19 protein-coding genes are annotated in these 24,069 nt (G+C 73.8%); 18 read left to right on the forward strand and 1 reads right to left on the reverse strand.

Going from position 1 to position 24,069, the window contains the following annotated elements; translation table 11 throughout:
* Positions 1–82 precede the first annotated feature (82 nt).
* Entirely contained in the window at positions 83–1,729 is a 1,647-nt protein-coding gene (locus ABIE39_RS04695) for a S1C family serine protease (protein WP_354050647.1), read from the forward strand.
* 204 nt (positions 1,730–1,933) lie between these two features.
* On the opposite strand, the gene ABIE39_RS04700 is transcribed toward ABIE39_RS04695, so the two are convergent.
* Positions 1,934–3,301, reverse strand: coding sequence for an isochorismate synthase (locus ABIE39_RS04700; protein ID WP_209827078.1), 1,368 nt, complete (start codon positions 3,299–3,301; stop codon positions 1,934–1,936).
* A gap of 63 nt (positions 3,302–3,364) precedes the next feature.
* Here ABIE39_RS04700 and ABIE39_RS04705 point away from each other — a divergent pair, with 63 nt between their 5' ends.
* The 17 genes from ABIE39_RS04705 (at position 3,365) to ABIE39_RS04785 (ending at position 23,859) form a co-directional block, all read left to right on the forward strand.
* Positions 3,365–4,060 carry a demethylmenaquinone methyltransferase gene (locus ABIE39_RS04705; RefSeq protein ID WP_108050269.1) on the forward strand — a complete coding sequence of 232 codons (696 nt, stop codon included), beginning with the start codon at positions 3,365–3,367 and terminating at the stop codon, positions 4,058–4,060.
* A 395-nt stretch (positions 4,061–4,455) separates the two neighbouring features.
* Positions 4,456–5,757, forward strand: coding sequence for a geranylgeranyl reductase family protein (locus ABIE39_RS04710; RefSeq protein ID WP_244985474.1), 1,302 nt, complete (start codon positions 4,456–4,458; stop codon positions 5,755–5,757).
* A gap of 121 nt (positions 5,758–5,878) precedes the next feature.
* On the forward strand, positions 5,879–6,241 hold the full coding sequence (locus tag ABIE39_RS04715; protein ID WP_021481795.1) for an NADH-quinone oxidoreductase subunit A: 363 nt from the start codon (positions 5,879–5,881) through the stop codon (positions 6,239–6,241).
* 57 nt (positions 6,242–6,298) lie between these two features.
* The gene (locus ABIE39_RS04720; protein ID WP_021481794.1) at positions 6,299–6,850 is read left to right on the forward strand and encodes a NuoB/complex I 20 kDa subunit family protein; all 552 of its coding nucleotides are present in this window, start codon (positions 6,299–6,301) and stop codon (positions 6,848–6,850) included.
* A complete protein-coding gene (locus ABIE39_RS04725) occupies positions 6,847–7,623 on the forward strand; it encodes an NADH-quinone oxidoreductase subunit C (RefSeq protein WP_083385238.1) in 777 nt (258 codons plus the stop codon). Before ABIE39_RS04720 ends, ABIE39_RS04725 begins: the two co-directional genes overlap by 4 nt.
* Entirely contained in the window at positions 7,620–8,999 is a 1,380-nt protein-coding gene (locus ABIE39_RS04730; RefSeq protein ID WP_074808817.1) for an NADH-quinone oxidoreductase subunit D, read from the forward strand. Before ABIE39_RS04725 ends, ABIE39_RS04730 begins: the two co-directional genes overlap by 4 nt.
* Positions 8,996–9,880, forward strand: coding sequence for an NADH-quinone oxidoreductase subunit NuoE (gene nuoE, locus ABIE39_RS04735; protein ID WP_175007753.1), 885 nt, complete (start codon positions 8,996–8,998; stop codon positions 9,878–9,880). The genes ABIE39_RS04730 and nuoE overlap by 4 nt, the downstream gene beginning before the upstream one ends.
* Positions 9,877–11,244: an NADH-quinone oxidoreductase subunit NuoF gene (nuoF, locus tag ABIE39_RS04740; protein ID WP_354050649.1), complete on the forward strand. Its 1,368-nt coding sequence runs from the start codon at positions 9,877–9,879 to the stop codon at positions 11,242–11,244. The genes nuoE and nuoF overlap by 4 nt, the downstream gene beginning before the upstream one ends.
* Positions 11,244–13,928: an NADH-quinone oxidoreductase subunit G gene (locus ABIE39_RS04745; RefSeq protein WP_354050651.1), complete on the forward strand. Its 2,685-nt coding sequence runs from the start codon at positions 11,244–11,246 to the stop codon at positions 13,926–13,928. Before nuoF ends, ABIE39_RS04745 begins: the two co-directional genes overlap by 1 nt.
* Positions 13,925–15,337, forward strand: coding sequence for an NADH-quinone oxidoreductase subunit NuoH (gene nuoH / locus ABIE39_RS04750; protein WP_354050653.1), 1,413 nt, complete (start codon positions 13,925–13,927; stop codon positions 15,335–15,337). Before ABIE39_RS04745 ends, nuoH begins: the two co-directional genes overlap by 4 nt.
* The gene (nuoI, locus tag ABIE39_RS04755) at positions 15,330–16,061 is read left to right on the forward strand and encodes an NADH-quinone oxidoreductase subunit NuoI (protein WP_074808827.1); all 732 of its coding nucleotides are present in this window, start codon (positions 15,330–15,332) and stop codon (positions 16,059–16,061) included. Before nuoH ends, nuoI begins: the two co-directional genes overlap by 8 nt.
* Before the next feature lie 47 nt (positions 16,062–16,108).
* Positions 16,109–16,987 carry an NADH-quinone oxidoreductase subunit J gene (locus tag ABIE39_RS04760; protein ID WP_255436991.1) on the forward strand — a complete coding sequence of 293 codons (879 nt, stop codon included), beginning with the start codon at positions 16,109–16,111 and terminating at the stop codon, positions 16,985–16,987.
* Positions 16,987–17,286, forward strand: coding sequence for an NADH-quinone oxidoreductase subunit NuoK (nuoK, locus tag ABIE39_RS04765; RefSeq protein WP_074808829.1), 300 nt, complete (start codon positions 16,987–16,989; stop codon positions 17,284–17,286). Before ABIE39_RS04760 ends, nuoK begins: the two co-directional genes overlap by 1 nt.
* Positions 17,287–17,299: 13 nt before the next feature.
* Positions 17,300–19,330, forward strand: coding sequence for an NADH-quinone oxidoreductase subunit L (nuoL, locus tag ABIE39_RS04770; RefSeq protein WP_354050655.1), 2,031 nt, complete (start codon positions 17,300–17,302; stop codon positions 19,328–19,330).
* A gap of 13 nt (positions 19,331–19,343) precedes the next feature.
* Complete coding sequence (locus ABIE39_RS04775; RefSeq protein ID WP_354050656.1) at positions 19,344–21,011, forward strand: NADH-quinone oxidoreductase subunit M; 1,668 nt, start codon at positions 19,344–19,346, stop codon at positions 21,009–21,011.
* A complete protein-coding gene (gene nuoN / locus ABIE39_RS04780) occupies positions 21,008–22,789 on the forward strand; it encodes an NADH-quinone oxidoreductase subunit NuoN (protein WP_354050658.1) in 1,782 nt (593 codons plus the stop codon). Before ABIE39_RS04775 ends, nuoN begins: the two co-directional genes overlap by 4 nt.
* A gap of 65 nt (positions 22,790–22,854) precedes the next feature.
* Positions 22,855–23,859 carry a polyprenyl synthetase family protein gene (locus ABIE39_RS04785; protein WP_074808834.1) on the forward strand — a complete coding sequence of 335 codons (1,005 nt, stop codon included), beginning with the start codon at positions 22,855–22,857 and terminating at the stop codon, positions 23,857–23,859.
* Positions 23,860–24,069 lie beyond the last annotated feature (210 nt).

Here is a 24,069-nt window from a genome sequence, read left to right on the forward strand (position 1 = left end):
ACTCGCAGCGGACTCCCAGGTTCGTTCAAGCGTCGTTCAAGCGCGGCGGTGTGAAGTAGTGGGCAGAAGAAGGAGGCCCACCATGACGAACACCCCGGGCACCGAGCCCACCCCCACCCCGACGCCCGACGCCACGCAGCCGCTGCCGGCCGCGACCTCGGGCGAGCAGGCACCGGTCCAGCCGTCGGCGCACCCGACCGGCCACCCGACGCAGCCGCTCCCGCCGCACCCCGTTCAGCACCTCACGACGCCGCAGCCCGCCCCGACGAGCCACGGCGCGGCGCCCGCGGGGCAGACGCCCGCCGCGGCGCCGGCCAACCCGTACGCGCGCCCCGCGCAGGGCGCGCCCGGCGCCCACACGCCGTCCGGCAGCTTCGGCCCGCCGCCCGCACCGCCCGCGCCGGCCACCGTCGGGGAGGGCGGCGCCCCGCAGCGCCGCCGCACCTGGGTGCCGGTCGTCAGCGCCGCGGCCGCCGCCGCGCTCCTCGCGAGCGTCGGCACCGCCGGGCTCACCGGCGCGTTCGGCGCCGACCGGGACTCCGCGTCGCTCGCCGACGTCGGCCAGCAGCACGAGACGTCGGCCGCGCCTGTCGCCGACTCGTCGTCGCAGAACCCCGACTGGGAGGCCGTGACGAAGGCCGTCGCGCCGTCGGTCGTGGCGATCCAGGTCCAGACCTCGCAGGGCGGGGCCGAGGGCTCGGGCGTCATCATCGACGACAAGGGCCACGTGGTGACGAACAACCACGTGGTGTCCGGCGCCGAGAACGACACGGTCCAGGTCACGCTCAGCGACGGCCGCCTGTTCGACGCGAAGATCGTCGGGCTCGACCCGGCGACGGACCTCGCCGTCGTGCAGCTCGTCGACGCCCCGGACGACCTCCAGCCCGCGACGCTGGGCGACTCCGACGACGTGACCGTCGGCGAGTCGGTCCTCGCGGTGGGCAACCCGCTCGGCCTCGCGAACACGGCCACGACCGGCATCGTGTCGGCCGTCGACCGCCCGGTGTCCGCGTCGGGCGAGGGGGGCGGCACGTCCGTCGTCACCAACGCGATCCAGATCGACGCCGCGATCAACCCCGGGAACTCGGGCGGTCCGCTGTTCGACGCGCAGGGCCGCGTCATCGGCATCACGTCGTCGATCGCGACGCTCTCGAGCGGCGGCGGGCAGTCCGGCTCGATCGGTCTCGGGTTCGCCATCCCGGTGAACCTCGCCAAGACGATCGGTCAGCAGCTCGTCGACAACGGGACCGCGGAGCACGCGTTCCTCGGCGTGACGCTCGCCGACGCGACCGCGACGGCCGACGGCGTCACGCGCCGCGGCGCCGAGGTCCAGGAGGTGACCGACGGCTCGCCGGCCGCCGACGCGGGCATCCGCTCGGGCGACGTCATCGTCGCCATCGACGGCCACCCGGTCGGCGGTGCGGAGTCGCTCACGGCGTTCGTGCGCGAGCGGGCGGCGGGTGCCGAGTCGAAGCTCACCGTCGTGCGCGACGGCAAGACGCTCGAGCTCGACATCACCTTCGCGACGCGCCCGGCGGACGACGAGACCACCGGCCAGGGGTCGCAGGACGGCCAGGGCCGGCAGCCCGGCCAGGACGGCCAGGGCCAGCTCCCCGGCCAGGGCGACCAGGGTGGCCAGCAGGGCGGCGACCAGGGCCAGCAGGGCGACCCGACCGACCCCGGCAACGTCCCGAACCCGTTCGACTGGTTCTTCGGCGGCCAGGGCTGACCCGGCGCCGCACCCCGTCCCGCCACCTCCTCCGACCGTGGCGGGTCGGTGGGCCGTCGGGGACGTCCCCGCCCCGGCGGCCCACCGCACCGAGCGGCCGGCACGGATCTCCGTGCCGGCCGCTCGTCGTCGTCCGGGGGTCTCTCGCCGGGGTCCTTCCGCCGGGGGTCTTCCGCCGGGGTCGGGGCGCGGGGCGGTGGGGCGTCAGGCGTCGCCGAGCGCGTAGCGCATCGGCTCGAGCTTCGCCTCGGACTCGGCGACCTCGGCCGCCGGGTCGGACGCCGCGACGATCCCGCACCCGGCGAAGAGCCGCACGGAGCGCGGGTCGGTGCCCGACAGCTCGGCCGAGCGCAGCGCGATGCCCCACTCGCCGTCGCCGTCGGCGCCGAGCCACCCGACGGGCCCGGCGTACCGGCCGCGGTCCATGCCCTCGATCTCGCGGATGAGGTCGCGCGCGACGACGGTCGGCGTCCCGCAGACCGCCGCGGACGGGTGCAGCGCGGCGGCGAGCGCGAGGCTCGTCGGCCCGGCCGCGGCGCCGCCCGACGCGCCGGGCGCGCTCGCGCCGCGCGCGAGGACGGCCGTCACGTCGGACGCGAGGTGCATGACGTTCGGCAGGTGCAGCACGAACGGCGAGTCGGGGACGTTCATCGACGAGCAGAACGGGGCGAGCGCCTGCGCGACCGACCGGACGGCGTACTCGTGCTCCTCCAGGTCCTTCGACGACCGGGCGAGCTGCGCGGCCCGCAGGAGCGCCTCGTCGTCGGACAGGCCGCCGCGACGGATCGTGCCCGCGAGCACGCGGGACGTCACGAGTCCCTTCTCGCTGCGGACGAGCAGCTCGGGGGTCGCGCCGACCAGCCCGTCGACCGAGAACGTCCAGCACGCCTCGTAGGCCGACGCGAGGCGGGCGAGCAGCCAGCGCGGGTCCACGGGCTCGCTCGTGTGGGCGACGACGTCGCGCGCGAGCACCACCTTCTCCAGCGCGCCCGAGCGGATGCGCTCGACGCCCTCCGCGACGACGGCGGCCCAGTCGTCGGCGCCGAGCGCGCCGTCGTGCCAGGCCACCTCGCCGGGCGCGCGCACGGGCTCGCGCGGCGTGCGGCGCAGGGCGTCCGTGGGGGAGGAGGACAGCGAGCCGGCGGTGTCGACGGTCGTGAGCCACGCGTGCCCGTCACGCCGCCCGACGACGACGCGCGGCACGACGAGGACCCCGCCGGCCCGGACCGGGTCGTGCGCGTCGTCGCCCGGCGCGGAGTCGTCGAACGCGAACGAGCCGAACGCGACGGGGCCCGTGCCGGGCAGGCCCACCTCGTCGCGCACGACCGCGCGCGCGAGCGTCTCGTGCCACGCGGCCTCGGCGTCGGCGAACCGGCCCGGGCCCCACGTCTCGAGCCGCAGCGCCTCGCCCCAGCCGACGATCCCGTCGCCGCGGCGCACCCACGCGAGGGGTCGCGTGTCGGGCAGGAGGTCGACGAGGGCGTCGAGACCGCCGGGCAGGTCGGGGATCCGGGTGGTCCTCACGACCAGCGGGTGGGGCTGTGCGGCGGTGGCCGACGGTTCTGCGCTCATCGCCTCCCAGCGTAAGCCGCGACGGTGCGACCCCGGGCGCGGGGACGTGGAAGCATGGGCGGCATGCCCCGTGCCAACCTGGACAAGAAGCCCTCCGAGGTCGCGTCGATGTTCGACGGGATCGCCTCCCGGTACGACCTGACCAACGACATCCTGTCGCTCGGGCAGGACCGCGCGTGGCGCCGGGCGACGGTCCGCGCGATCGGCGCGCTCCCGGGCGAGAAGGTGCTCGACCTCGCGGCGGGGACCGGCACGTCCTCGGAGCCGTTCGCCGACGACGGCGTGCGCGTCGTCCCGTGCGACTTCTCCCTCGGCATGCTCCAGGTCGGCAAGGAGCGTCGGCCGGACCTCCCGTTCGTCGCCGGGGACGCGACGCGGCTCCCGTTCGCGGACGGCACGTTCGACGCGGTGACGATCTCGTTCGGGCTGCGCAACGTCGTCGACACCGAGGGCGCGCTGCGCGAGATGCTGCGGGTCGTGCGACCGGGCGGGCGCGTGGTCATCTGCGAGTTCTCGACCCCCACGTGGGCGCCGTTCCGCGTCCTGTACCAGGAGTACCTGGTCCAGGCGCTGCCGCGCATCGCCTCCGCGGTGACCCGCGAGGGCGGGTCGTACCAGTACCTCGCCGAGTCGATCGCCGCGTGGCCGGACCAGGAGGGCCTGGGCCGTCTCCTGCTCCGCGCGGGCTGGGAGAAGGTCGCCTACCGCAACCTCTCCGGCGGGATCGTCGCGCTGCACCGGGGCGTGCGCCCGGCCTGACGGGACGCCAGGTCCACGGCCCCGCGCGTGCCGCGCGGGGCCTTCTCGGCGACCCCGGCGGCACGCGGCCGCGTCGGCGCGCGTGCGCGGCGCTGACCTGGGACGACGGCGACCCGGGCGGGCGCGGACGCGCGGGAGGCTAGGCCATCGCGGCGCCGGCCCCCTTGCCCGCGAGTCCTCGTCCCCAGGGCCGGTCGTCGCCGGGCGCCAGGACCTTCGTCACAGGATCTCCCAGGGAAGGGTCGCCTTGCTACACATCTCCCGTCCGGAGTGACTAGAGTGGCGGTGTCCATTGTGACCGACTTCACAAGGACAGTGGATGCACCGTGTCCCGAGCCGGGCCACGGTGGAGCATCGCACGAGGACTCCGACGACGGGACGGCGAGGTGGGCACGGTGGGCGCGAGGCTCGACGACGCCGACGTGATCGTCGTGGGCGCCGGCCCGGCCGGTTCCGCGGCCGCCCACTACTGCGCCGCCGCGGGCCTGAGCGTCCTCCTCCTCGAGAAGTCCGCCTTCCCGCGCGACAAGATCTGCGGCGACGGCCTCACGCCGCGCGCGGTCGCCGAGCTCGTGCGCATGGGCGTCCCCACGCGCGCCGAGGACGGCTGGATCCGCAACCGCGGGCTGCGCGTCGTCGCGAGCGGCCGCTCGTGGGAGCTCGCGTGGCCGGACCTCGCGTCGTACCCCAGCTACGGCATGGCCCGCGCGCGCCACTCGTTCGACCGCACGCTCGCCGAGCACGCGCAGCGCACCGGAGCCAAGCTGCTCGAGCGCACCGCCGTCACCGGTCCCGTCCTCGACGAGCGCACGGGCCGCGTCGTCGGCGTCACGGCGCGCCCCGTGGACGAGAAGGGCCGGCGCGCCGGGGACGAGGTCACCTACCGGGCGCCCGTCGTCATCGCGGCCGACGGCGTCTCGTCCCGCTTCGCCCTCGCCCTCGGCCTCGCGCGGCGCGAGGACCGCCCGATCGGCGTCGCCGTCCGCACCTACTTCCGCACGCCCCGCCACGACGACCCGTGGATGGAGTCCCACCTCGAGCTGTGGGACGGCAAGCCCCGCGAGTCGAACCTCCTGCCGGGCTACGGCTGGATCTTCTCGCTCGGCGACGGCACGGCGAACGTCGGCCTCGGCTCGGTCAGCTCGACGCCCGCGCGCCAGTCCGCGGCGAACGTCGACTACAAGGACCTGTTCGCCACCTGGATGCGCAACGCGCCCGCCGAGTGGGAGTTCACGGAGGAGAACCGGCTCGCCCCGGTGCGCGGCGCGGCGCTGCCCATGGGCTTCAACCGCACGCCGCTGTACACGCGCGGCGTGCTGCTCGTCGGGGACTCGGGCGGCATGGTGAGCCCGTTCAACGGCGAGGGCATCGCGTACGCGATGCAGGCCGGGCGGGCCGCGGCCGACGTCGTGGCCCAGTCCCGCGTGCGCCTCACCGACGCGGGGCGCGAGCGTGCGCTGCAGACGTACCCGCGCCTCATGCGGCGCGAGCTCGGCGGCTACTACACGCTCGGCCGGTACTTCGTGAAGCTCATCGAGCACCCCGAGATCATGCGGATCTGCACGCGCTACGGGCTCCCGCGCCCGGTCGTCATGCGGTTCGTCCTCAAGCTCCTGTCGGACTGCTACGAGCCCCGCGGCGGCGACTGGGTCGACCGCGTCATCGCCGGGCTGACCAGGGTGGTGCCATCGTCATGAGCCCACGAGGTGGGCCGGCACCCGCGCACCACGCAGCGCCGGCACTCGCACCACCTGACCGCGGACCCGGACGACGCCGTCCGGGGAGACCCGTCCCGAGCCCCCACTCGAGGAGTCGACGATGACCAACCCGTACGTCCCGCTGCTCGTCCTCATGGGCGTGGCCGCCGTGCTCGCGCTCGGCGGCGTCGCCGCGAGCGCGGTCATCGGCCCCAAGCGGTACAACCGCGCCAAGCTCGACGCCTACGAGTGCGGCATCGAGCCCACGCCCCACGCCGTCGGCGGCGGGCGCTTCCCGATCAAGTACTACCTCGTCGCGATGACGTTCATCGTCTTCGACATCGAGGTCGTCTTCCTCTACCCGTGGGCCGTCGACTTCGCGACGCTCGCGACGTTCGGGCTGGTGGCGATGCTCGCGTTCCTCGCGCTCATCACCGTCCCGTTCGTCTACGAGTGGCGCCGCGGCGGCCTCGAGTGGGACTGACGGTGGCACCCAGCGTGGGCCCCGGCGGGCACCGGCGAGAGAACTAGGAGAGACACCATGGGGATCGAGGAAGCTCCCTCGGGCTTCTTGCTCACCACGATCGAGGACCTCGCGGGGTACCTGCGCAAGGCGTCGCTGTGGCCCGTGACCTTCGGCCTCGCGTGCTGCGCCATCGAGATGATGGCGGCGGGCGCGTCGCGGTTCGACCTGTCGCGCTTCGGCATGGAGGTCTTCCGCGCGTCGCCGCGCCAGGCGGACCTCATGATCGTGGCCGGGCGCGTGAGCCAGAAGATGGCGCCGGTCGTGCGGCAGGTCTACGACCAGATGAGCGAGCCCAAGTGGGTCCTGTCCATGGGCGTGTGCGCGTCGAGCGGCGGCATGTTCAACAACTACGCGATCGTGCAGGGCGTCGACCACGTCGTCCCTGTCGACATCTACCTGCCCGGCTGCCCGCCGCGGCCGGAGATGCTCATCAACGCGATCCTCGCGCTGCACGACCAGATCCAGCACGAGCCGCTCGGCGTGAACCGCAAGGAGGCGGCGCGCGCCGCCGAGGCGGCGGCGCTCGAGGCGACGCCCACGTTCCAGATGAAGGGGCTGCTGCGGTGACGGACGAGAAGAGCGGCGCCGGCACGCCGGTGCCGCAGCCGGAGGAGGTGAACGGCCCCCGGTCGGCCGACCTCGTGACCGGTGCCGGGGCGCCCCGCACGCTCGAGGTCGTCGAGGTCCGCGAGGGCATGTTCGGCGTCCACGGCTCGGGCGACACGTCCGGGTACGGCGGGCTGGTCCAGCCCGTCGCGATGCCGGGCGCGAGCGCGCGCCCCTACGGCGGCTGGTTCGACGAGGTCGTGGACGTCCTCGCCGAGGTGCTCGAGGCCTCCGGCGTCGCGTTCGACGCCGCGGTCGAGCGCGTCGTCGTCGACCCGCCCGGCGCGCACGCCGAGCTGACCCTGCACGTGCACCGCGACCATCTCGTCGAGGTGTGCCGCGCGCTGCGCGACGACCAGGACCTGCGCTTCGAGCTGAGCCTGGGCGTGAGCGGCGTGCACTTCCCGCACGACGTCGGCCGCGAGCTGCACGCCGTCTACCACCTGACCTCGATCACCCACGGCCGGCGGCTGCGGCTCGAGGTGGCGGTGCCCGACGCGGACCCGCACGTGCCGTCCACGACGTCCGTCTACCCGACGAACGACTGGCACGAGCGCGAGACGTGGGACTTCTTCGGCATCGTCTTCGACGGCCACCCGTCGCTCGCGCGCATCGAGATGCCCGACGACTGGCCGGGCCACCCGCAGCGCAAGGACTACCCGCTCGGCGGGATCCCCGTCGAGTACAAGGGCGCGACCGTGCCCCCGCCCGACACGAGGAGGTCGTACTCGTGAGCACGCACACCACCGGCGCCCCCGGCGGCGCCCCGCACGCCACCCGGCCGCCCGTCGGCGACTTCGACCCCGGCGTCCCGAGCTTCGAGGCGTCCGGCGGCGACTGGGCCGAGATCGCGGAGAGCGCCGTCGCGGCCGCCGCGCTCGGCGAGGAGCGCATCGTCGTCAACATGGGCCCGCAGCACCCGTCGACGCACGGCGTGCTCCGCCTCATGCTCGAGATCGACGGCGAGACGGTCACCGAGGCGCGCTGCGGCATCGGCTACCTGCACACCGGCATCGAGAAGAACATGGAGTTCCGGACGTGGACGCAGGGCGTCACGTTCTGCACCCGCATGGACTACCTGGCGCCGCTGTTCCAGGAGACGGCGTACTGCCTCGCGGTCGAGAAGCTCCTCGGCATCACGGACGACGTGCCCGAGCGGGCGAGCGTCATCCGCGTGCTGATGATGGAGCTCAACCGCATCGCGTCCCACCTCGTGTGCCTCGGCACGGGCGGCAACGAGATGGGCGCGACGACCGTCATGACCATCGCGTTCACCGCGCGCGAGGAGATCCTGCGGATCTTCGAGGCGGTCACGGGGCTGCGCATGAACCACGCGTACGTGCGCCCGGGCGGCGTCGCGCAGGACGTGCCGCCGGACCTCGTCGAGCAGGTCCGCCGGGCGGACCCGCTCGTGCGCCGCTACCTCGGCCAGCTCGGCGACCTCATGCTCGCCAACCCCATCTTCAAGGGGCGCCTCGTCGGGGTCGGGCACCTCAACCTCGCGGGCTGCATGGCGCTCGGCGTCACCGGCCCGGTGCTGCGCTCGACGGGCCACCCGTACGACGTGCGCAAGTCCGACCCGTACTGCGGCTACGAGACGTACGACTTCGACGTCCCGACCGCGACGGGCGCCGACTGCTACGACCGCGTCGTGCTGCGGCTCGAGGAGTGCTACCAGTCGCTGCACATCGTCGCGCAGTGCCTCGACCGCCTCGAGGCGACGGCGGGCCAGCCCGTCATGGTGGGCGACCGCAAGATCGCGTGGCCCGCGCAGCTCGCGATCGGGAGCGACGGCCAGGGCAACTCGCTCGAGCACATCAAGGAGATCATGGGCTCCTCGATGGAGGCCCTGATCCACCACTTCAAGCTCGTCACCGAGGGCTTCCGGGTCCCCGTGGGGCAGGCGTGGCAGACCGTGGAGCACCCGCGCGGCGAGCTCGGGGTGCACCTCGTGTCCGACGGCGGCACGCGCCCCTACCGGGCGCACTTCCGCGACCCGTCGTTCAACAACCTCCAGGCCGTGGCAGCGATGTGCGAGGGCGGCCAGGTGGCCGACGTCGTGGTCGCGGTCGCGTCCCTGGACCCCGTGCTGGGAGGGGTGGACCGATGACCATCGACGCCGGACCTGCGACGGACGGGACGCCCGCCCGGCGGGCGCGCCCCGGGTACGACGCGGAGACGACGGCGCGCCTCGCCGCCGACGCCGCGCAGATCGTCGCGCGCTACCCCGAGTCCCGCTCCGCGCTGCTGCCGATGCTGCACCTCGTGCAGTCCGAGGACGGCTACGTGTCGCGCGACGGCATCCTGTTCTGCGCGGAGCAGCTCGGCCTCACCGCGGCCGAGGTCTCTGCCGTCGCGACGTTCTACACCCAGTACAAGCGCCACCCCAACGGCACCTACACCGTGGGCGTCTGCACGAACACGCTGTGCGCGATCATGGGCGGCGACGCGATCTTCGACGAGCTGTCGGAGCACCTCGGCGTCGGGCACGACGAGACGACCGAGGACGGCGCGATCACGCTCGAGCGCGTGGAGTGCAACGCGGCCTGCGACTACGCGCCCGTGATGATGGTCAACTGGGAGTTCTTCGACAACCAGACCCCCGGCAGCGCGACGGACGTCGTGGACCGGCTCCGCGCCGGCGAGGCCGTCGCCCCGACGCGCGGCGCGGCGAGCGTGTGCACGTTCAAGCAGATGAGCCGCGTGCTCGCCGGCTTCACCGACGGCCGCGCCGACGAGGGCGTCGGCGCGGGCGAGCCCACCCTCGCCGGCCTGCGGCTCGCGCGCGAGCACGGCTGGACCGCACCGACCGGTGAGACGGACGCGGAGGCGGCCCCGGACGGCGGCGCCCCCGCCGGCGGTGCGCCGGACGCCGGCGAGGCGCAGTCGAGCGCCGAGCGGAAGCCGACGACCGACGCCGACGTCGACCCCGGCGGCAAGGCCGAGTCGCCCGGCACGAAGCCCGACCCGTCGAAGGGAGCGGACGCATGAGCGAGCAGCAGAGCACCGAGACCCGTCCGGCGCCGGACCCGCTGACCCCGGTCCTGTCGGACACGTGGGACGCGGACCGGTCCTGGACGCTCGCGTCGTACCTGGACCGCGGCGGCTACGCGGGCCTGCGCGCGGCGCTCGGGCAGGAGCCGGGCGACGTCGTCGCGACGGTCAAGGCGTCGGGCCTGCGCGGCCGCGGCGGCGCGGGGTTCCCCACGGGCATGAAGTGGGGCTTCCTGCCCGCGCCCGACGGCGGCCCGCGCTACCTCGTCGTCAACGCGGACGAGTCCGAGCCGGGCACGTGCAAGGACATCCCGCTCATGCTCGCGAGCCCGCAGGCGCTCGTCGAGGGCGTGGCGATCACGTCGTACGCGATCGGGTGCGACCACGCGTTCATCTACGTGCGCGGCGAGGTGCTGCACGTGTACCGCCGCCTGCTGCGCGCGGTCGAGGAGGCGTACGAGGCGGGCTACCTCGGCAAGGACGTGCTCGGGTCGGGCTTCGACCTCGACGTCACGGTCCACGCCGGGGCCGGCGCGTACATCTGCGGCGAGGAGACGGCGCTGCTCGACTCGCTCGAGGGCCGCCGCGGGCAGCCGCGGCTCAAGCCGCCGTTCCCCGCGGTCGCGGGCCTGTACGCGCGGCCGACGGTCGTGAACAACGTCGAGTCGATCGCGAGCGTGCCCTCGATCGTCGCGCGCGGCGCGGACTGGTTCACGTCGATGGGCACGGAGCGCTCGGCCGGCGTCGGCCTGTTCTCGCTCTCCGGGCACGTGACGCGGCCGGGGCAGTACGAGGCTCCGCTCGGCACGACGCTGCGCGAGCTGCTCGACCTCGCGGGCGGGATGCGCGGGGGCAGGGCGCTGAAGTTCTGGACGCCGGGCGGCTCGTCGACGCCGCTGTTCACCGACGCGCACCTCGACACCCCGCTCGACTACGAGTCGGTCGCGGCGGCGGGCTCGATGCTCGGCACGCGCGCGCTCCAGCTCTTCGACGAGACGACGTGCGTCGTGCGGGCCGTGAGCCGGTGGACCGACTTCTACGCGCACGAGTCGTGCGGCAAGTGCACGCCGTGCCGCGAGGGCACGTACTGGATGAAGCAGGTGCTGGCGCGCATCGAGGCGGGCCAGGGCACGGAGGCCGACCTCGACCTGCTCCTCGACACGTGCGACAACATCCTGGGCCGCGCGTTCTGCGCGCTCGGCGACGGCGCCACGTCGCCCGTCACGAGCAGCATCGCGCTGTTCCGCGACGAGTACGAGGCGCACATCACGGAGCACCGCTGCCCGTTCGACCCGGCGGCCTCCGCGCTCTTCGACTACACGCCCCGCCCGGCCCGCGTCCTGACGGCAGGAGTGCACTGATGACGACCACGACCCCCGCCCCGGGCACCGGCTCCTCGGCCGTCGCGCCCTCGGGCGGCGCGGCCAAGCCCCCGGCCCCCGCGGACCAGGTGACGTTCACGATCGACGACATCGAGATGTCGGTGCCCAAGGGCACGCTCGTGATCCGCGCGGCCGAGCAGATCGGGATCCAGATCCCGCGGTTCTGCGACCACCCGCTGCTCGAGCCCGCCGGGGCGTGCCGCCAGTGCCTCGTCGAGGTCGCGGCGCCCGACCGCGAGGGCAACGTGCGGCCCATGCCGAAGCCGCAGGCGTCGTGCACGCTCGAGGCGACGCCGGGCATGGTGGTCAAGACGCAGCGCACGAGCCCGGTCGCCGACAAGGCGCAGCACGGGATCATGGAGCTGCTGCTCATCAACCACCCGCTCGACTGCCCGGTGTGCGACAAGGGCGGCGAGTGCCCCCTGCAGAACCAGGCGATGAGCAACGGGCGGGCGACGAGCCGGTTCGTCGACGTCAAGCGCACGTTCCCGAAGCCGATCGCCGTCTCGACGACGATCCTGCTCGACCGCGAGCGCTGCGTCCTGTGCCAGCGGTGCACGCGCTTCTCGCAGGAGATCGCGGGCGACGCGTTCATCGACCTGCAGAAGCGCGGCGCCGCGCAGCAGATCGGCCGCTTCGACGAGGCCGTGCTCGACTTCGCGCCCCCCGCGGGCGAGGCGCCCGGCGACCGCCCGGTGGGCCTGGCGCTGGAGGACGAGGCCGGACTCCCGTTCGCGTCGTACTTCTCCGGCAACACCGTGCAGATCTGCCCGGTCGGCGCGCTCACGGGTGCGGCGTACCGCTTCCGGTCGCGCCCGTTCGACCTGGTCTCGACGCCGTCGGTCGCCGAGCACGACTCGTCCGGGTCGGCGATCCGCGTCGACCACCGCCGGGGCGTCGTGCTGCGCCGTCTCGCCGGCCAGGACCCGCTCGTCAACGAGGAGTGGATCACCGACCGGGACCGCTTCGCCTTCACGTGGCAGTCCGCGCCGGACCGCCTCACGCACCCGCTCGTGCGCGACCGCGAGGTCGCGCCGGACGGCACGGTGACGCGCGGCGAGCTGCGCCCGGCCTCGTGGGCCGAGGCGCTCGAGGTCGCGGCCGACGCCCTGACCCGGGCCCGCGACGCGGGCGGGGTCGGCGTCCTGCCCGGCGGGCGGCTCACGGTCGAGGACGCGTACGCGTACGCCAAGCTCGCGCGCACGTGGCTGCGCACCAACGACGTCGACCACCGGGCCCGCGCGCACAGCGCGGAGGAGGCGGACTTCCTCGCGCACGCCGTCGCCGGCACCGGTCTCGGCGTGACCTTCCCCGACCTCGAGAAGGCCCCCGCGGTCCTGCTCGTCGGCCTCGAGGCCGAGGAGGAGGCGGGCGTCGCGTTCCTGCGCCTGCGCAAGGGCGCGCTGCGGCACCGGGTCCGCGTGTTCTCCGTGGCGCCGTTCGCGTCGCGCGGCGTGCAGCGCATGCACGGCACGCTGCTCCCCGCCGCCCCGGGCACCGAGGCGGAGTGGCTCGACGGCATCGCCGCGGGCGACCGGGTCCGCACGCTCGACGAGGCGAGCGGCACCGACGACGTCCTCGCCGACGCGAGCGACGCGCTCCGGCAGCCGGGCGCGGTCGTCCTCGTGGGGGAGCGGCTCGCCGCGACGCCCGGCGGCTACAGCGCGCTGCTGCGCGCGGTCGCCGCGACGGGCGCGCGCGTCGCCTGGGTCCCGCGCCGAGCAGGCGAGCGGGGCGGCGTCGAGGCGGGCACGCTGCCCAACCTCCTGCCGGGCGGCCGCCCGGTCGCCGACGCCGCGGCCCGCGTGGACGTCGCGACCGTGTGGGGCGCGGCGACGACCGAGGACCACCCCGCGGGACTGCCCACGGCCCCGGGCCGCGACCTGGGGGAGATGCTCGACGCGCTCTCGGTCGGCCAGCTCGCGGGCGTCCTCGTGGGCGGGCTCGAGCTCGACGACCTGCCCGACCCGGTGCACGCGCGCCGCGCGCTCGAGGCGGCGGACGTCGTCGTCTCGCTCGAGGTGCGGCGCTCGGCGGTGACGGACCTCGCCGACGTCGTCCTCCCGGTCGCGCCGCCCGTGGAGCGGGCCGGGGCGTTCGTGAGCTGGGAGGGGCGCGTGCGCCCGTTCCCGGCCGCGCTCGCCTCGACCGCGATGCCCGACCACCGCGTGCTCGACGCGCTCGCGGACGCCGCCGGCGCCCCGCTCGGCCTGTCGACGCTCGAGGCCGTGCGCGCCGAGCTCGAGCAGCTCGTGGGCGACGGCGCCTGGGACGGCGCGCGCGCCGCGGCGCCCACGGTCGACGCGACCGAGCCGCCCGCCGTCGCGCCGGGGACCGCGGTCCTCGCGAGCTGGCGCCTCCTCCTCGACGACGCGCGCGGCCAGGACGGCGAGCGCTACCTGGCCGGCACGGCCAAGCGCCCCGTGGCCCGCCTGTCGGCGGCCACGGCCGCCGCGGTCGACGTGTTCGACGGCGAGCTCGTGCGCGTCGTCACCGACCGGGGCGCGGTCACGCTCCCCGTGGTGGTGACCGACATGGTCGACCACGTGGTGTGGCTGCCGCTGCGCTCGCCGGGGTCGTCCGTGCACGCCACGCTCGGCGCGGTGCCGGGCGACCTCGTCCGGCTCGAGCCGGGGACCACCGACGGAGGGGAGGGCGCATGAGCGGCCTGCACGCGCTCCACGCGCTGGCCACCGAGACGCCGGCGGTGCCCGGCATCACGGCGAACTTCTCGCAGGACAACGGCTGGACGTACCTCGTCAAGGCCGTCCTCATCCTCGTCTTCCTGCTGACGAGCGTGCTGTTCGCGATCTGGTTCGAGCGCAAGGTCGTCGCCCGCATGCAGGTGCGGCCCGGCCCGAACTGGCACGGCCCGTTCGGCCTGCTGCAGTCGCTCGCCGACGCGATGAAGCTTCTGCTCAAGGAGGACATCACCGTCAAGGCGGCCGACAAGTTCGTCTACCTGCTCGCGCCGATGATCTCCGTGTTCTGCGCGCTCCTCGTGTTCGCGGTGATCCCGTTCGGGCCCGAGGTGCAGATCCCCTTCACGGACTACGTGACGCCCGCCCAGCTCACCGACTTCCCGGTCGCGACGCTCTACATCCTCGCGTGCGCGTCGCTCGGCGTGTACGGGATCGTGCTCGGCGGCTGGTCGTCCGGCTCGACGTACCCGCTGCTCGGGTCGGTCCGCTCGACGGCCCAGGTCATCAGCTACGAGCTCGCGATGGGCCTCTCGCTCGTCTCCGTCTTCCTCATGGCGGGGTCGATGTCGACCTCGCGCATCGTCGACTCGCAGACGCAGCTGTGGTGGTTCCTCCCGCTCCTGCCGGCGTTCGTCATCTACGTGATCTCCATGGTCGGTGAGACGAACCGCCTGCCGTTCGACCTCCCCGAGGCCGAGGGCGAGCTCGTGTCGGGGTACATGACCGAGTACTCGTCGATGAAGTTCGCGTGGTTCTTCCTCGCGGAGTACATCAACATGCTCAACGTCTCCGCGGTCGCGACGACGCTGTTCCTCGGCGGGTGGCGCGCGCCGTGGCCGCTCTCGGCGATCAACGACGGGATGTTCAACGAGGGCTGGTGGCCCATCCTCTGGTTCCTCGTCAAGGTCTGGGCCGTCATGTTCTTCTTTGTGTGGGTGCGCGGCACGCTGCTGCGCCTGCGCTACGACCAGTTCATGCGCTTCGGCTGGAAGGTCCTCATCCCCTTCGCGCTCGCGTGGCTCGTGCTGCTCGCCGTCGCCCAGGCCGTGCGCCAGTTCCTCGACGTGGACCTGCGCGTGTTCATCGGGATCGCGGTCGCGACAGCCCTCGTGGTGGTGGTCGTCGTCTGGTTCTGGCCCGAGAAGAAGGCGCCGCCCGGGTCGGCTCCGCGCGCCGCGGGCGCCGCGCCCGAGCCGTTCGACGCGTTCGCCGGCGGCTTCCCCGTCCCGCCGCTGCCCGGCCAGTCGCTCCCGCCCTCGCCGCGCCGTCGGGCCCTCGTGCCCGACGACGCGGGCGCGGCCAGGACGTCCGCACCGGGTGCCGGTGCTCCCCGCGACACACCGCACGACAAGGAGGTCGACCGTGGCTGACGACCAGAAGCCGGACCGGCCGGGCGAGTACGAGGTCCGCCGCCCGCAGGCGAAGGGCCTGCGCGAGCTCGTCGCGCCCGTCGCCGGGTTCGGCGTGACCTTCTCCTCGATGTTCCGGCCGACCGTGACGGAGCAGTACCCGCGCCAGAAGGTGCCGCCCAAGCCGCGCTACCACGGCCGGCACCAGCTCAACCGGTACCCCGACGGGCTCGAGAAGTGCATCGGGTGCGAGCTGTGCGCCTGGGCGTGCCCCGCGGACGCGATCTACGTCGAGGGCGCGGACAACGCGGACCTCCCCGACGGCGGCCACATGTCGCCCGGCGAGCGGTACGGCCGCGTCTACCAGATCAACTACCTGCGCTGCATCTTCTGCGGGCTGTGCATCGAGGCGTGCCCGACGCGCGCGCTGACGATGACCAACGAGTACGAGCTCGCCGGGCCGACGCGCGAGGGCATGATCTGGGAGAAGCAGGACCTCCTCGCGCCGCTGCGCGAGGGCATGCTCGCCGCGCCGCACCCGATGGTGCCCGGGACGTCGGACACCGAGTACTACCGCGGAGAGGTGAGCGGCCCGGTGGCCGAGCAGGTGGAGTGGGTGCGCGAGCACCGGCCGGACGACCCGACGCTCCCGCCGGAGCAGGCGGGCCGCGAGCCGGAGGTCCGGCGGGTCACGCAGCCGTCCGGGCGGTCCGCCCGTCCGTCGGCCCGGAAGGGCGCGCGGTGATCGGGGGCGGCGGCGAGGCGGTCCTGTTCTGGGTCCTCGCCCCTCTCATGGTGCTCGCGGCGCTCTCGCTGCTCTTCGCACGCAAGGCGGTGCACGCCGCCATCGCGGTCATGTTCGTCATGGTCGACCTCGCGATCCTCTACATCGCGCAGGAGGCGTCGTTCCTCGGCGTCGTCCAGGTGGTCGTCTACACGGGCGCCGTGATGATGCTGTTCCTCTTCGTGCTCATGCTCGTCGGCGTCGACGCGTCGGACTCGCTCGTCGAGACGATCCGCGGCCAGCGCTGGATCGGCGTGCTGCTCGGGCTCGGGCTCGGGGCGGTGCTGGTCGGCGTCGTCTCGCAGGCGGCGTTCCCGCCCGCGGTCGGCCTCGAGGCCGCGAACGCGGTGACGAACCCGGTCGCGCTCGCACGCGTGCTCTTCGCGGACTACGTGTTCGCGATGGAGGTCGTGGGCATCCTGCTCATCACCGCCGCGGTCTCGGCGCTCGTGCTCACGCACCGGCGCCGCCTCACGCCGAAGGTCGGCCAGCGCGAGCAGGCGGACGCGAAGGTCGCGGCCCTGCCCTCGGGCGGCCGGCTCACGCCGCTCGCCGCGCCCGGCGTCTACGCGCAGAACAACGCGATGGACACGCCGGCCCTCGACCCGCAGGGCCGGCCCATCGAGGAGTCGGTGTCCCGCATCCTGCGGATCCGCGGCCAGGAGCGCTCGGCCGGCACGATCCTCGAGGCCGAGCGCGACGTGCTCGTCGAGCACGAGCCGCAGCGCGCCCTGCCCGCGCTGCGCGCCCAGGACGCGAACGAGCGCGTGGTGCAGGCCGCGACGGCCGAGCAGCCCGAGGGCGAGGCGCCCGCCGGCGACGTCGCGGGTCCCGACGACCCGGGCCGGTCCCGCGTGCCCGGCGCGACCCCGGGAGGAGAGGACTGATGGAGCTCACCCACTACCTCGTGCTGGCCTCGATCCTCTTCGCGATCGGCGCCGCGACGGTCCTGCTGCGCCGCAACGCGATCATCGTGTTCATGGGCGTCGAGCTCATGCTCAACGCGACCAACCTCGCGTTCGTCACGTTCGCCCGCATGCACGGCGACGTGACCGGCCAGGTCCTCGCGTTCTTCGTCATGGTGGTCGCGGCGGCGGAGGTCGTCGTCGGCCTCGCGATCATCGTGTCCATCTTCCGCACCCGTCGGTCCGCCTCGGTCGACGACGTCAACCTGCTCAAGAGCTGAGGGGCCGGCACCGATGACGATGCTCCTTCCCGCCCTGCCGTCGGCGGGCGGACTGCTGACCGCGACCGACGTCGTGCCCGCGACCGAGACGGTCCCGGGCGCGTTCCTCGCCGCACCGCTGCTCGTGCTGCTCCCGCTCGTCGGGGCGGCCGTCCTGCTGCTCGCGGGCCGCCGCAGCGACCGCTGGGGCGCCTGGTTCGGCGTGCTCATGTCCGCCGCGGCGTTCGTCGTGGGCCTGGTCCTCTTCGTGTCGATGCTGGGCCTCCCGGTCGACGAGCGCGTCGTGGACTACCGCCTGTTCGACTGGATCGTGTCCGGCGGGCTCGACCTCGCCGTCGGGCTGCGGATCGACCCGCTGTCCCTGACGTTCGTGCTCCTCGTGACGTTCGTCGGGACGCTCATCCACGTCTACGCGGTCGCCTACATGGCGCACGACCGCGACCGGCGCCGGTTCTTCGCGTACCTCAACCTGTTCATCGCGGCGATGCTCGTCCTCGTCCTCGCCGACTCGTTCCTCCTGCTGTTCGTCGGCTGGGAGGGCGTGGGCCTCGCGTCGTACCTGCTCATCGGGTTCTGGAACCACAACCGGGCGTACGCGGTCGCGGCGAAGAAGGCGTTCGTCATGAACCGCGTGGGCGACATCGGCCTCATCGTCGCGATGATGCTCATGTTCGCGACGTTCGGCGCGCTCGACTTCAGCACGGTGTTCGCCCGCGTGCCGGAGGCCTCGACCGCGCTGCTCACGGCGACGGGCCTCGCGCTCCTGCTCGCGGCCTGCGGCAAGTCGGCGCAGTTCCCGCTCCAGGCATGGCTCGGGGACGCGATGGCCGGCCCGACGCCGGTCTCCGCGCTCATCCACGCCGCGACCATGGTCACGGCGGGCGTCTACCTCGTCGTGCGGTCCGCGCCGATCTTCGAGGGCGCGCCGACGGCGCAGCTCGTCGTGGTGATCGTGGGTGCGGTGACGCTGCTCTTCGGGGCGATCGTCGGCTGCGCGAAGGACGACATCAAGAAGGCGCTCGCCGCGTCGACCATGTCGCAGATCGGCTACATGATCCTCGCCGCCGGGCTCGGCCCGATCGGCTACGCGTTCGCGATCTTCCACCTCGTGACGCACGGCTTCTTCAAGGCCGGCATGTTCCTCGGTGCCGGGTCGGTGATGCACGGCATGGACGACCAGGTCGACATGCGCCGGTTCGGCGGCCTGGCCCGGTACATGAAGGTCACCTGGATCACGTTCATGATGGGCTGGCTCGCGATCCTCGGGATCCCGCCGTTCTCGGGCTTCTGGAGCAAGGACAAGATCATCGAGGCCGCCTTCGTCCCCGTCGACGGCGAGCCGTGGCGGGCCTGGGTCTTCGGCGGCGTCGCGCTGCTCGGCGCGGGCATCACCGCGTTCTACATGTCGCGCCTGTTCTTCATGACGTTCTCCGGACGCCGCCGCTGGAACGACGGCAGCGGCTCCGTGGACGGCCTCGGCCCGCAGGACGGTCCCGTCCAGCGCCCGCACGAGTCCCCGCGCCTCATGACGTGGCCGATGATCGTGCTCGCCGTCGGGTCGGTGGCCCTGGGCGGCATCCTCGCCGCGGGCTCGCGCTTCGTCACGTGGCTCGAGCCCGTCACGGGGCACGCCGAGCACCACGAGCCGGTGCTGCCCGTCTGGTCGCTCATCGCGCTGACGCTCCTGCTCGTCCTCGCGGGCGCGGCGCTCGCGTGGCGCCAGTACGCGATGTCGAGCGTCCCGGTCCGCGCCCCGCGCGGCTCGGTGCTCACGCGCGCGGCCCGCCGCGACCTGTACCAGGACGACGTCAACGAGACCGTGTTCATGCGCCCCGGCCAGTACCTCACGCGCTCGCTCGTCTACGCCGACAAGGAGATGGTCGACGGCGGCTGGATGGGCCTGGCGGGCCTCGTCGGCAAGGTGGGGGAGTGGCTCCGCGGCTGGCAGAACGGCTACGTGCGCTCGTACGGCGCGACGATGCTCGGCGGCCTCGTGGTCGTCGTCGCCGTCGTCCTCGCCCTGACCACCGGCTCCGCGAGCTGAGAGGGAGACACCCATGACCACCTCCGTCCCCTGGTTGTCCCTGCTCGTCGCCTGGCCCCTGGTGGGTGCCGCGGCGGTGTGGCTCACGGCCGCCGCCCGCACGCGCGGCGTCGGTGCCGGCGCGCTGCGTGCCGTGCGCGGCATCGCGCTCGGTGCGGCGCTCGTCGAGCTCGGCCTGCTCGTCGGCGCGTTCACCGCGTTCGACACGTCGGCGGCGGGCACCCACCAGCTCGCCGAGACGTACCGCTGGATCCCGCAGATCGGGGCGAGCTACGCGGTGGGCGCCGACGGCGTCGCGCTCGCGCTCGTCGCGCTCTCGGTGCTGCTGGTCCCGCTCGTCGTGCTCGCCGCGTGGAAGGAGCAGGACGGCGACGTCCGCCGCCTGCGCCACTACCTCGCGCTCGTGCTGCTGCTCGAGGCGTTCATGGTCGCGGTGTTCGTCGCGCGCGACGTGTTCCTCTTCTACGTGCTGTTCGAGGCCATGCTGATCCCGGTCTACTTCATGATCGGCGGGTTCGGCGTCGGGGCACGGCGGCGCTACGCCGCCGTGAAGTTCCTGCTGTTCTCGCTCGCGGGCGGCCTCATCATGCTCGCGGCCGTCATCGCGCTCTACGTGCAGGTGCCGATCGACCCGGCCACGGGCGCGCGGCCCGAGGACGCGTTCCTCACGGCGAACCTCGTGGGGTACTTCGCGGAGACCCCGATGCCGGTCACGATCGAGCGGCTGCTGTTCCTCGGCTTCTTCCTCGCCTTCGCCATCAAGGCGCCGCTCTTCCCCGTGCACACCTGGCTGCCCGACGCCGCGCAGCACGCGCCCGCCGGGACGTCCACCCTGCTCGTCGGCGTCCTGGACAAGGTGGGCACGTTCGGGATGCTCACGCTGTGCCTGCCGCTGTTCCCGAACGCGAGCAGGTGGGCGGCGCCCGTCGTCGTGGTGCTCGCCGTGGTGTCGATCCTCTACGGCGCGCTCATGGCGATCGGGCAGAGCGACCTCATGCGCCTCATCGCCTACACGTCGGTGTCGCACTTCGGGTTCATCGTGCTCGGCATCTTCGCGTTCACGTCGCTCAGCGTGTCCGGCTCGTCGCTCTACATGGTGAACCACGGCATCTCGACCGGGGCGCTCTTCCTCCTGGCAGGCTTCCTCGTCGCGCGGCACCCCGAGCGGTCGCAGCGCATCGCGGACTACGGCGGCCTCCAGAAGGTCGTCCCGGTGCTCGCGGGCACGTTCCTCGTGGCGGGCCTGTCCGCGCTGTCGCTGCCGGGCCTGTCGACGTTCGTCAGCGAGATCATGGTCCTCGTCGGGACGTTCGCGCGCAGCCCGTGGGCCGCGCTCGTCGCGGTGCTCGGCGTCGTGCTCGCCGCGCTCTACGTGCTCCTCACCTACCAGCGGGTCTTCACGGGCGGCACGCGCGAGGGGCTGGAACAGCTCCCCGACCTGGGCGCGCGCGAGAAGTGGGTCGTCGCGCCGCTGCTGGTCGCCCTCCTCGTCCTCGGGTTCTACCCGGCACCCGCGCTCGACCTCGTGCGCGAGCCCGCCGAGGTGACGCTCTCCGACCTCGCGGTCGCGGGCGTCGAGGACCCGCCGCGCTCCGACCCGTTCGCCGCGGCGACCGAGCAGGTCTCCTCGGGCCAGGGCACGTCCGTCACTCGTAGCTCCGACGAAGGGAGCGAGTCGTGAACGACTCCTTCGTGGCCCCCACGGTCGACTGGCTGTACCTCGCCCCGGTCCTCGTCGTGCTCGGCGCCGGCGTCGTCGGCGTGCTCGTCGAGGCGTTCGTCCCGGCGCGCGTCCGGCGCACGGTGCAGGTCGTCCTGGCCCTGCTGGCGACGGCCGTGGCGCTCGCGTTCGTCGTCGTGCTGTGGCGCGACCCCGCCGTCCAGGGCACGGACGGCGCCGCCTACGGCGTGCGCGTGCTCGGCGGGTCGATGGTCATCGACCCCTTCGGGCTCGCGGTCCAGGGGATCGTCGTGCTGCTCGCGTTCCTGGCGATCCTCGTGATCGCCGACCGGACGTCGACCGGCCAGGACGCGTTCGCGCCGTCCGCGGCCGCCGTCCCCGGCTCGCCGTACGAGGACCTCACGCGGCGCAAGGGGCTCGAGCAGACCGAGGTCTACCCGCTCGTGCTGTTCGCCGTCGGCGGCATGATGATCTTCCCCGCCACCGGGAACCTGCTCGTGATGTTCGTCGCGCTCGAGGTGCTCTCGCTCCCGCTGTACGTGCTGTCCGCGATGTCCCGGCGTCGCCGCCTGCTGTCGCAGGAGGCGTCGTTCAAGTACTTCCTGCTCGGCGCGTTCGCGTCCGCGCTGTTCGTGTTCGGCGTCGCTCTCGTCTACGGGTTCGCCGGCTCGGTGGACCTGGTCGAGGTGTACCAGTCGCTCGCGACGCCCGGGGGCCCGCTCGCGAGCATGCCCGGTCTCGTCGTCGTCGGCGCGCTGCTCATCCTCGCGGGGCTCCTCTTCAAGATCGGCGCGGCGCCGTTCCACTCCTGGACCCCCGACGTCTACCAGGGGGCACCGACGCCGATCACGGGCTTCATGGCCGCGTGCACCAAGGCGGCGGCGTTCGGCGCGCTCCTGCGCGTGCTGTACGTCGTGAGCCTCGGCCTCGCGCAGTCGTCGCCGGCCACGCGCGAGGACCTGTTCGTCGCGCTGTGGATCGTCACGCTGCTCACCATGGTCGTCGGGACCGTCGTCGGTGCCGTGCAGACCGACGTCAAGCGGCTCCTCGCCTACTCGTCGATCGCCCACGCGGGCTTCATCCTCGTCGGCGTCCTCGGCTTCTCCCAGCTCTCGCTGCGGGCGACGGTGTTCTACCTCCTCGTCTACGGCCTCGCGACGGTCGGCGCCTTCGCGGTCGTCACGCTCGTCCGCGAGACGGCCCCCGTGCGCGAGCGGGTGGCCGCGACCGTCGGGGCGGGCGCCGGGGGAGATGACGGCTCGGACGCGGCGGACAACGTCACGGACGGCTCGTCCCGAGAGCCCGTCGCCGTGCTCGGCGAGGCCACCCACCTCGCCCAGTGGGCGGGTCTCGGGCGCCGCAGCCCGTGGCTCGCCGGCGTCTTCTCGCTCTTCCTGCTCTCCATGGCGGGCATCCCGCTGACCGCCGGGTTCGTGGCGAAGTTCACCGCGTTCGGCGCGGCGATCGCCGGCCCCGACGGGCAGGGCGGTGGCTCCACCTGGGTGCTCGCGGTGGTCGGTGTGCTCGCCTCCGCCGTGGCGGTGTTCTTCTACGTCCGCCTCATCGTGCTGATGTTCTTCACGGCACCGTCCGGTGGCGTGCGCGACGCGGCGGACGGCGGCGCGGACGCCTCGGAGGGCACCGGCGTGACCGTCGTGCGGTCGACCGGACCGACGACCGTGGCGATCGCGGTGTGCGCGATCGGGGTGCTCCTCCTCGGTGTGTTCCCCTCCCCGGTTCTCGATCTGGCGGCCGAGGCGGTTAAGTTCGTCCCGTGACCTCCGTGCCTCCCGTCCCCTCCGCGCCCGCCGGGCCCCGTGGTCCGCGTGAGCGGACCGCTCCCGTGACGACCACCGCGATCCCGATCTCGGACCCCGAGCTCGCGGCCGCGCTCACCGAGCGCCTGGCGGAGGTCGAGACCCGGCTCCGGGCCGCCGTCGCGCACGCCGACCCGCTCGCGGACACGGCGTCGCGCCACCTCGTGAACGCCGGGGGCAAGCGCCTGCGCCCCCTGCTCACGCTGCTCGCTGCCGAGCTCGGGGACGGGGCACGGCCCGAGGTCGCGGAGGCGGCCGTCGTCGTCGAGCTCACGCACCTCGCGTCGCTCTACCACGACGACGTCATGGACTCCGCGCCCGTGCGGCGCGGTGCGCCGTCCGCGCACGCGGTGTGGGGGAACTCCGTCGCGATCATGGTCGGTGACCTGCTGTTCGCGCGCGCCGCGTCGACGGTCGCGGCGCTCGGCCCGGAGGCCGTGCTCATCCAGGCCCGCACGTTCGAGCGGCTCTGCCTCGGCCAGCTCCACGAGACCACCGGACCGGGAGAGGGCGACGATCCCGTCGAGCACTACCTCGAGGTGCTCGCGGACAAGACGGCGTCGCTCCTGTCGACGTCCGCGCGGCTCGGCGCGATGTTCGCCGGCTGCCCGGCCGACGTCGTCGAGACGGTCGCGGCGTACGGCGAGCGGCTGGGGGTCGCCTTCCAGCTCGCCGACGACGTGCTGGACCTCGCGTCCTCCGGCGACGAGTCGGGCAAGACGCCCGGCACCGACCTGCGCGAGAAGGTCCCGACGATGCCGGTCCTCCTGCTGCGCGCGCGCATCGCCCAGGGGACCGCGACGGAGGACGACGCGGCGCTCGTCGCGCTGCTCGACTCCGACCTGACCGACGACGCCGCGCTCGCGGCGGCCGTCGCGGCGCTGCGCCGGCACGAGGTGCTCGCCGAGACGCGTGCGCTCGCCGTCCGGTGGGCCCGCTCCGCCGTCGACGAGCTCGACGCGCTGCCCGCCGGGCCGGTGAGCGACGCGCTGCGCTCCTTCGCGGAGGCCCTGGCGGACCGCGCCGCCTGACCCGTCGACGGGGTGAACTTTCCGGCGGCGGGCGTCGTGCCCGCGGGGCCCCCGCAGAGCCCTGGCCGGTTGCCCGGGACACCCGTCCGGCCCGGCCGGGCGCGCCACGCGCGACGAGCGTCGGTGCCGGGGGAGCCGGACCGCGCGGCCTGAGAGGGGAGTTCTCCCCATGGGACGGGTGTCGGATCTCACTCGCTCTCCCGTTATCCT

The sequence above is a fragment of the Cellulosimicrobium sp. 4261 genome, from assembly GCF_040546915.1.
Taxonomy (GTDB): Bacteria; Actinomycetota; Actinomycetes; order Actinomycetales; family Cellulomonadaceae; genus Cellulosimicrobium; species Cellulosimicrobium cinnabarinum.

Excerpts from the sequence above, each read along its gene's own strand:
- nuoF (WP_354050649.1), top strand. The coding sequence starts at position 9,877 with ATGAGCGAGCAGCAGAGCACCGAGACCCGTCCGGCGCCGGACCCGCTG.
- nuoK (WP_074808829.1), top strand. The coding sequence starts at position 16,987 with ATGGAGCTCACCCACTACCTCGTGCTGGCCTCGATCCTCTTCGCGATC.
- ABIE39_RS04745 (WP_354050651.1), top strand. The coding sequence starts at position 11,244 with ATGACGACCACGACCCCCGCCCCGGGCACCGGCTCCTCGGCCGTCGCG.
- ABIE39_RS04695 (WP_354050647.1), top strand. The coding sequence starts at position 83 with ATGACGAACACCCCGGGCACCGAGCCCACCCCCACCCCGACGCCCGAC.
- ABIE39_RS04720 (WP_021481794.1), top strand. The coding sequence starts at position 6,299 with ATGGGGATCGAGGAAGCTCCCTCGGGCTTCTTGCTCACCACGATCGAG.
- ABIE39_RS04705 (WP_108050269.1), top strand. The coding sequence starts at position 3,365 with ATGCCCCGTGCCAACCTGGACAAGAAGCCCTCCGAGGTCGCGTCGATG.
- ABIE39_RS04700 (WP_209827078.1), bottom strand. The coding sequence starts at position 3,301 with ATGAGCGCAGAACCGTCGGCCACCGCCGCACAGCCCCACCCGCTGGTC.
- nuoL (WP_354050655.1), top strand. The coding sequence starts at position 17,300 with ATGACGATGCTCCTTCCCGCCCTGCCGTCGGCGGGCGGACTGCTGACC.
- ABIE39_RS04760 (WP_255436991.1), top strand. The coding sequence starts at position 16,109 with ATGGTGCTCGCGGCGCTCTCGCTGCTCTTCGCACGCAAGGCGGTGCAC.
- ABIE39_RS04715 (WP_021481795.1), top strand. The coding sequence starts at position 5,879 with ATGACCAACCCGTACGTCCCGCTGCTCGTCCTCATGGGCGTGGCCGCC.
- ABIE39_RS04775 (WP_354050656.1), top strand. The coding sequence starts at position 19,344 with ATGACCACCTCCGTCCCCTGGTTGTCCCTGCTCGTCGCCTGGCCCCTG.
- nuoH (WP_354050653.1), top strand. The coding sequence starts at position 13,925 with ATGAGCGGCCTGCACGCGCTCCACGCGCTGGCCACCGAGACGCCGGCG.
- nuoE (WP_175007753.1), top strand. The coding sequence starts at position 8,996 with ATGACCATCGACGCCGGACCTGCGACGGACGGGACGCCCGCCCGGCGG.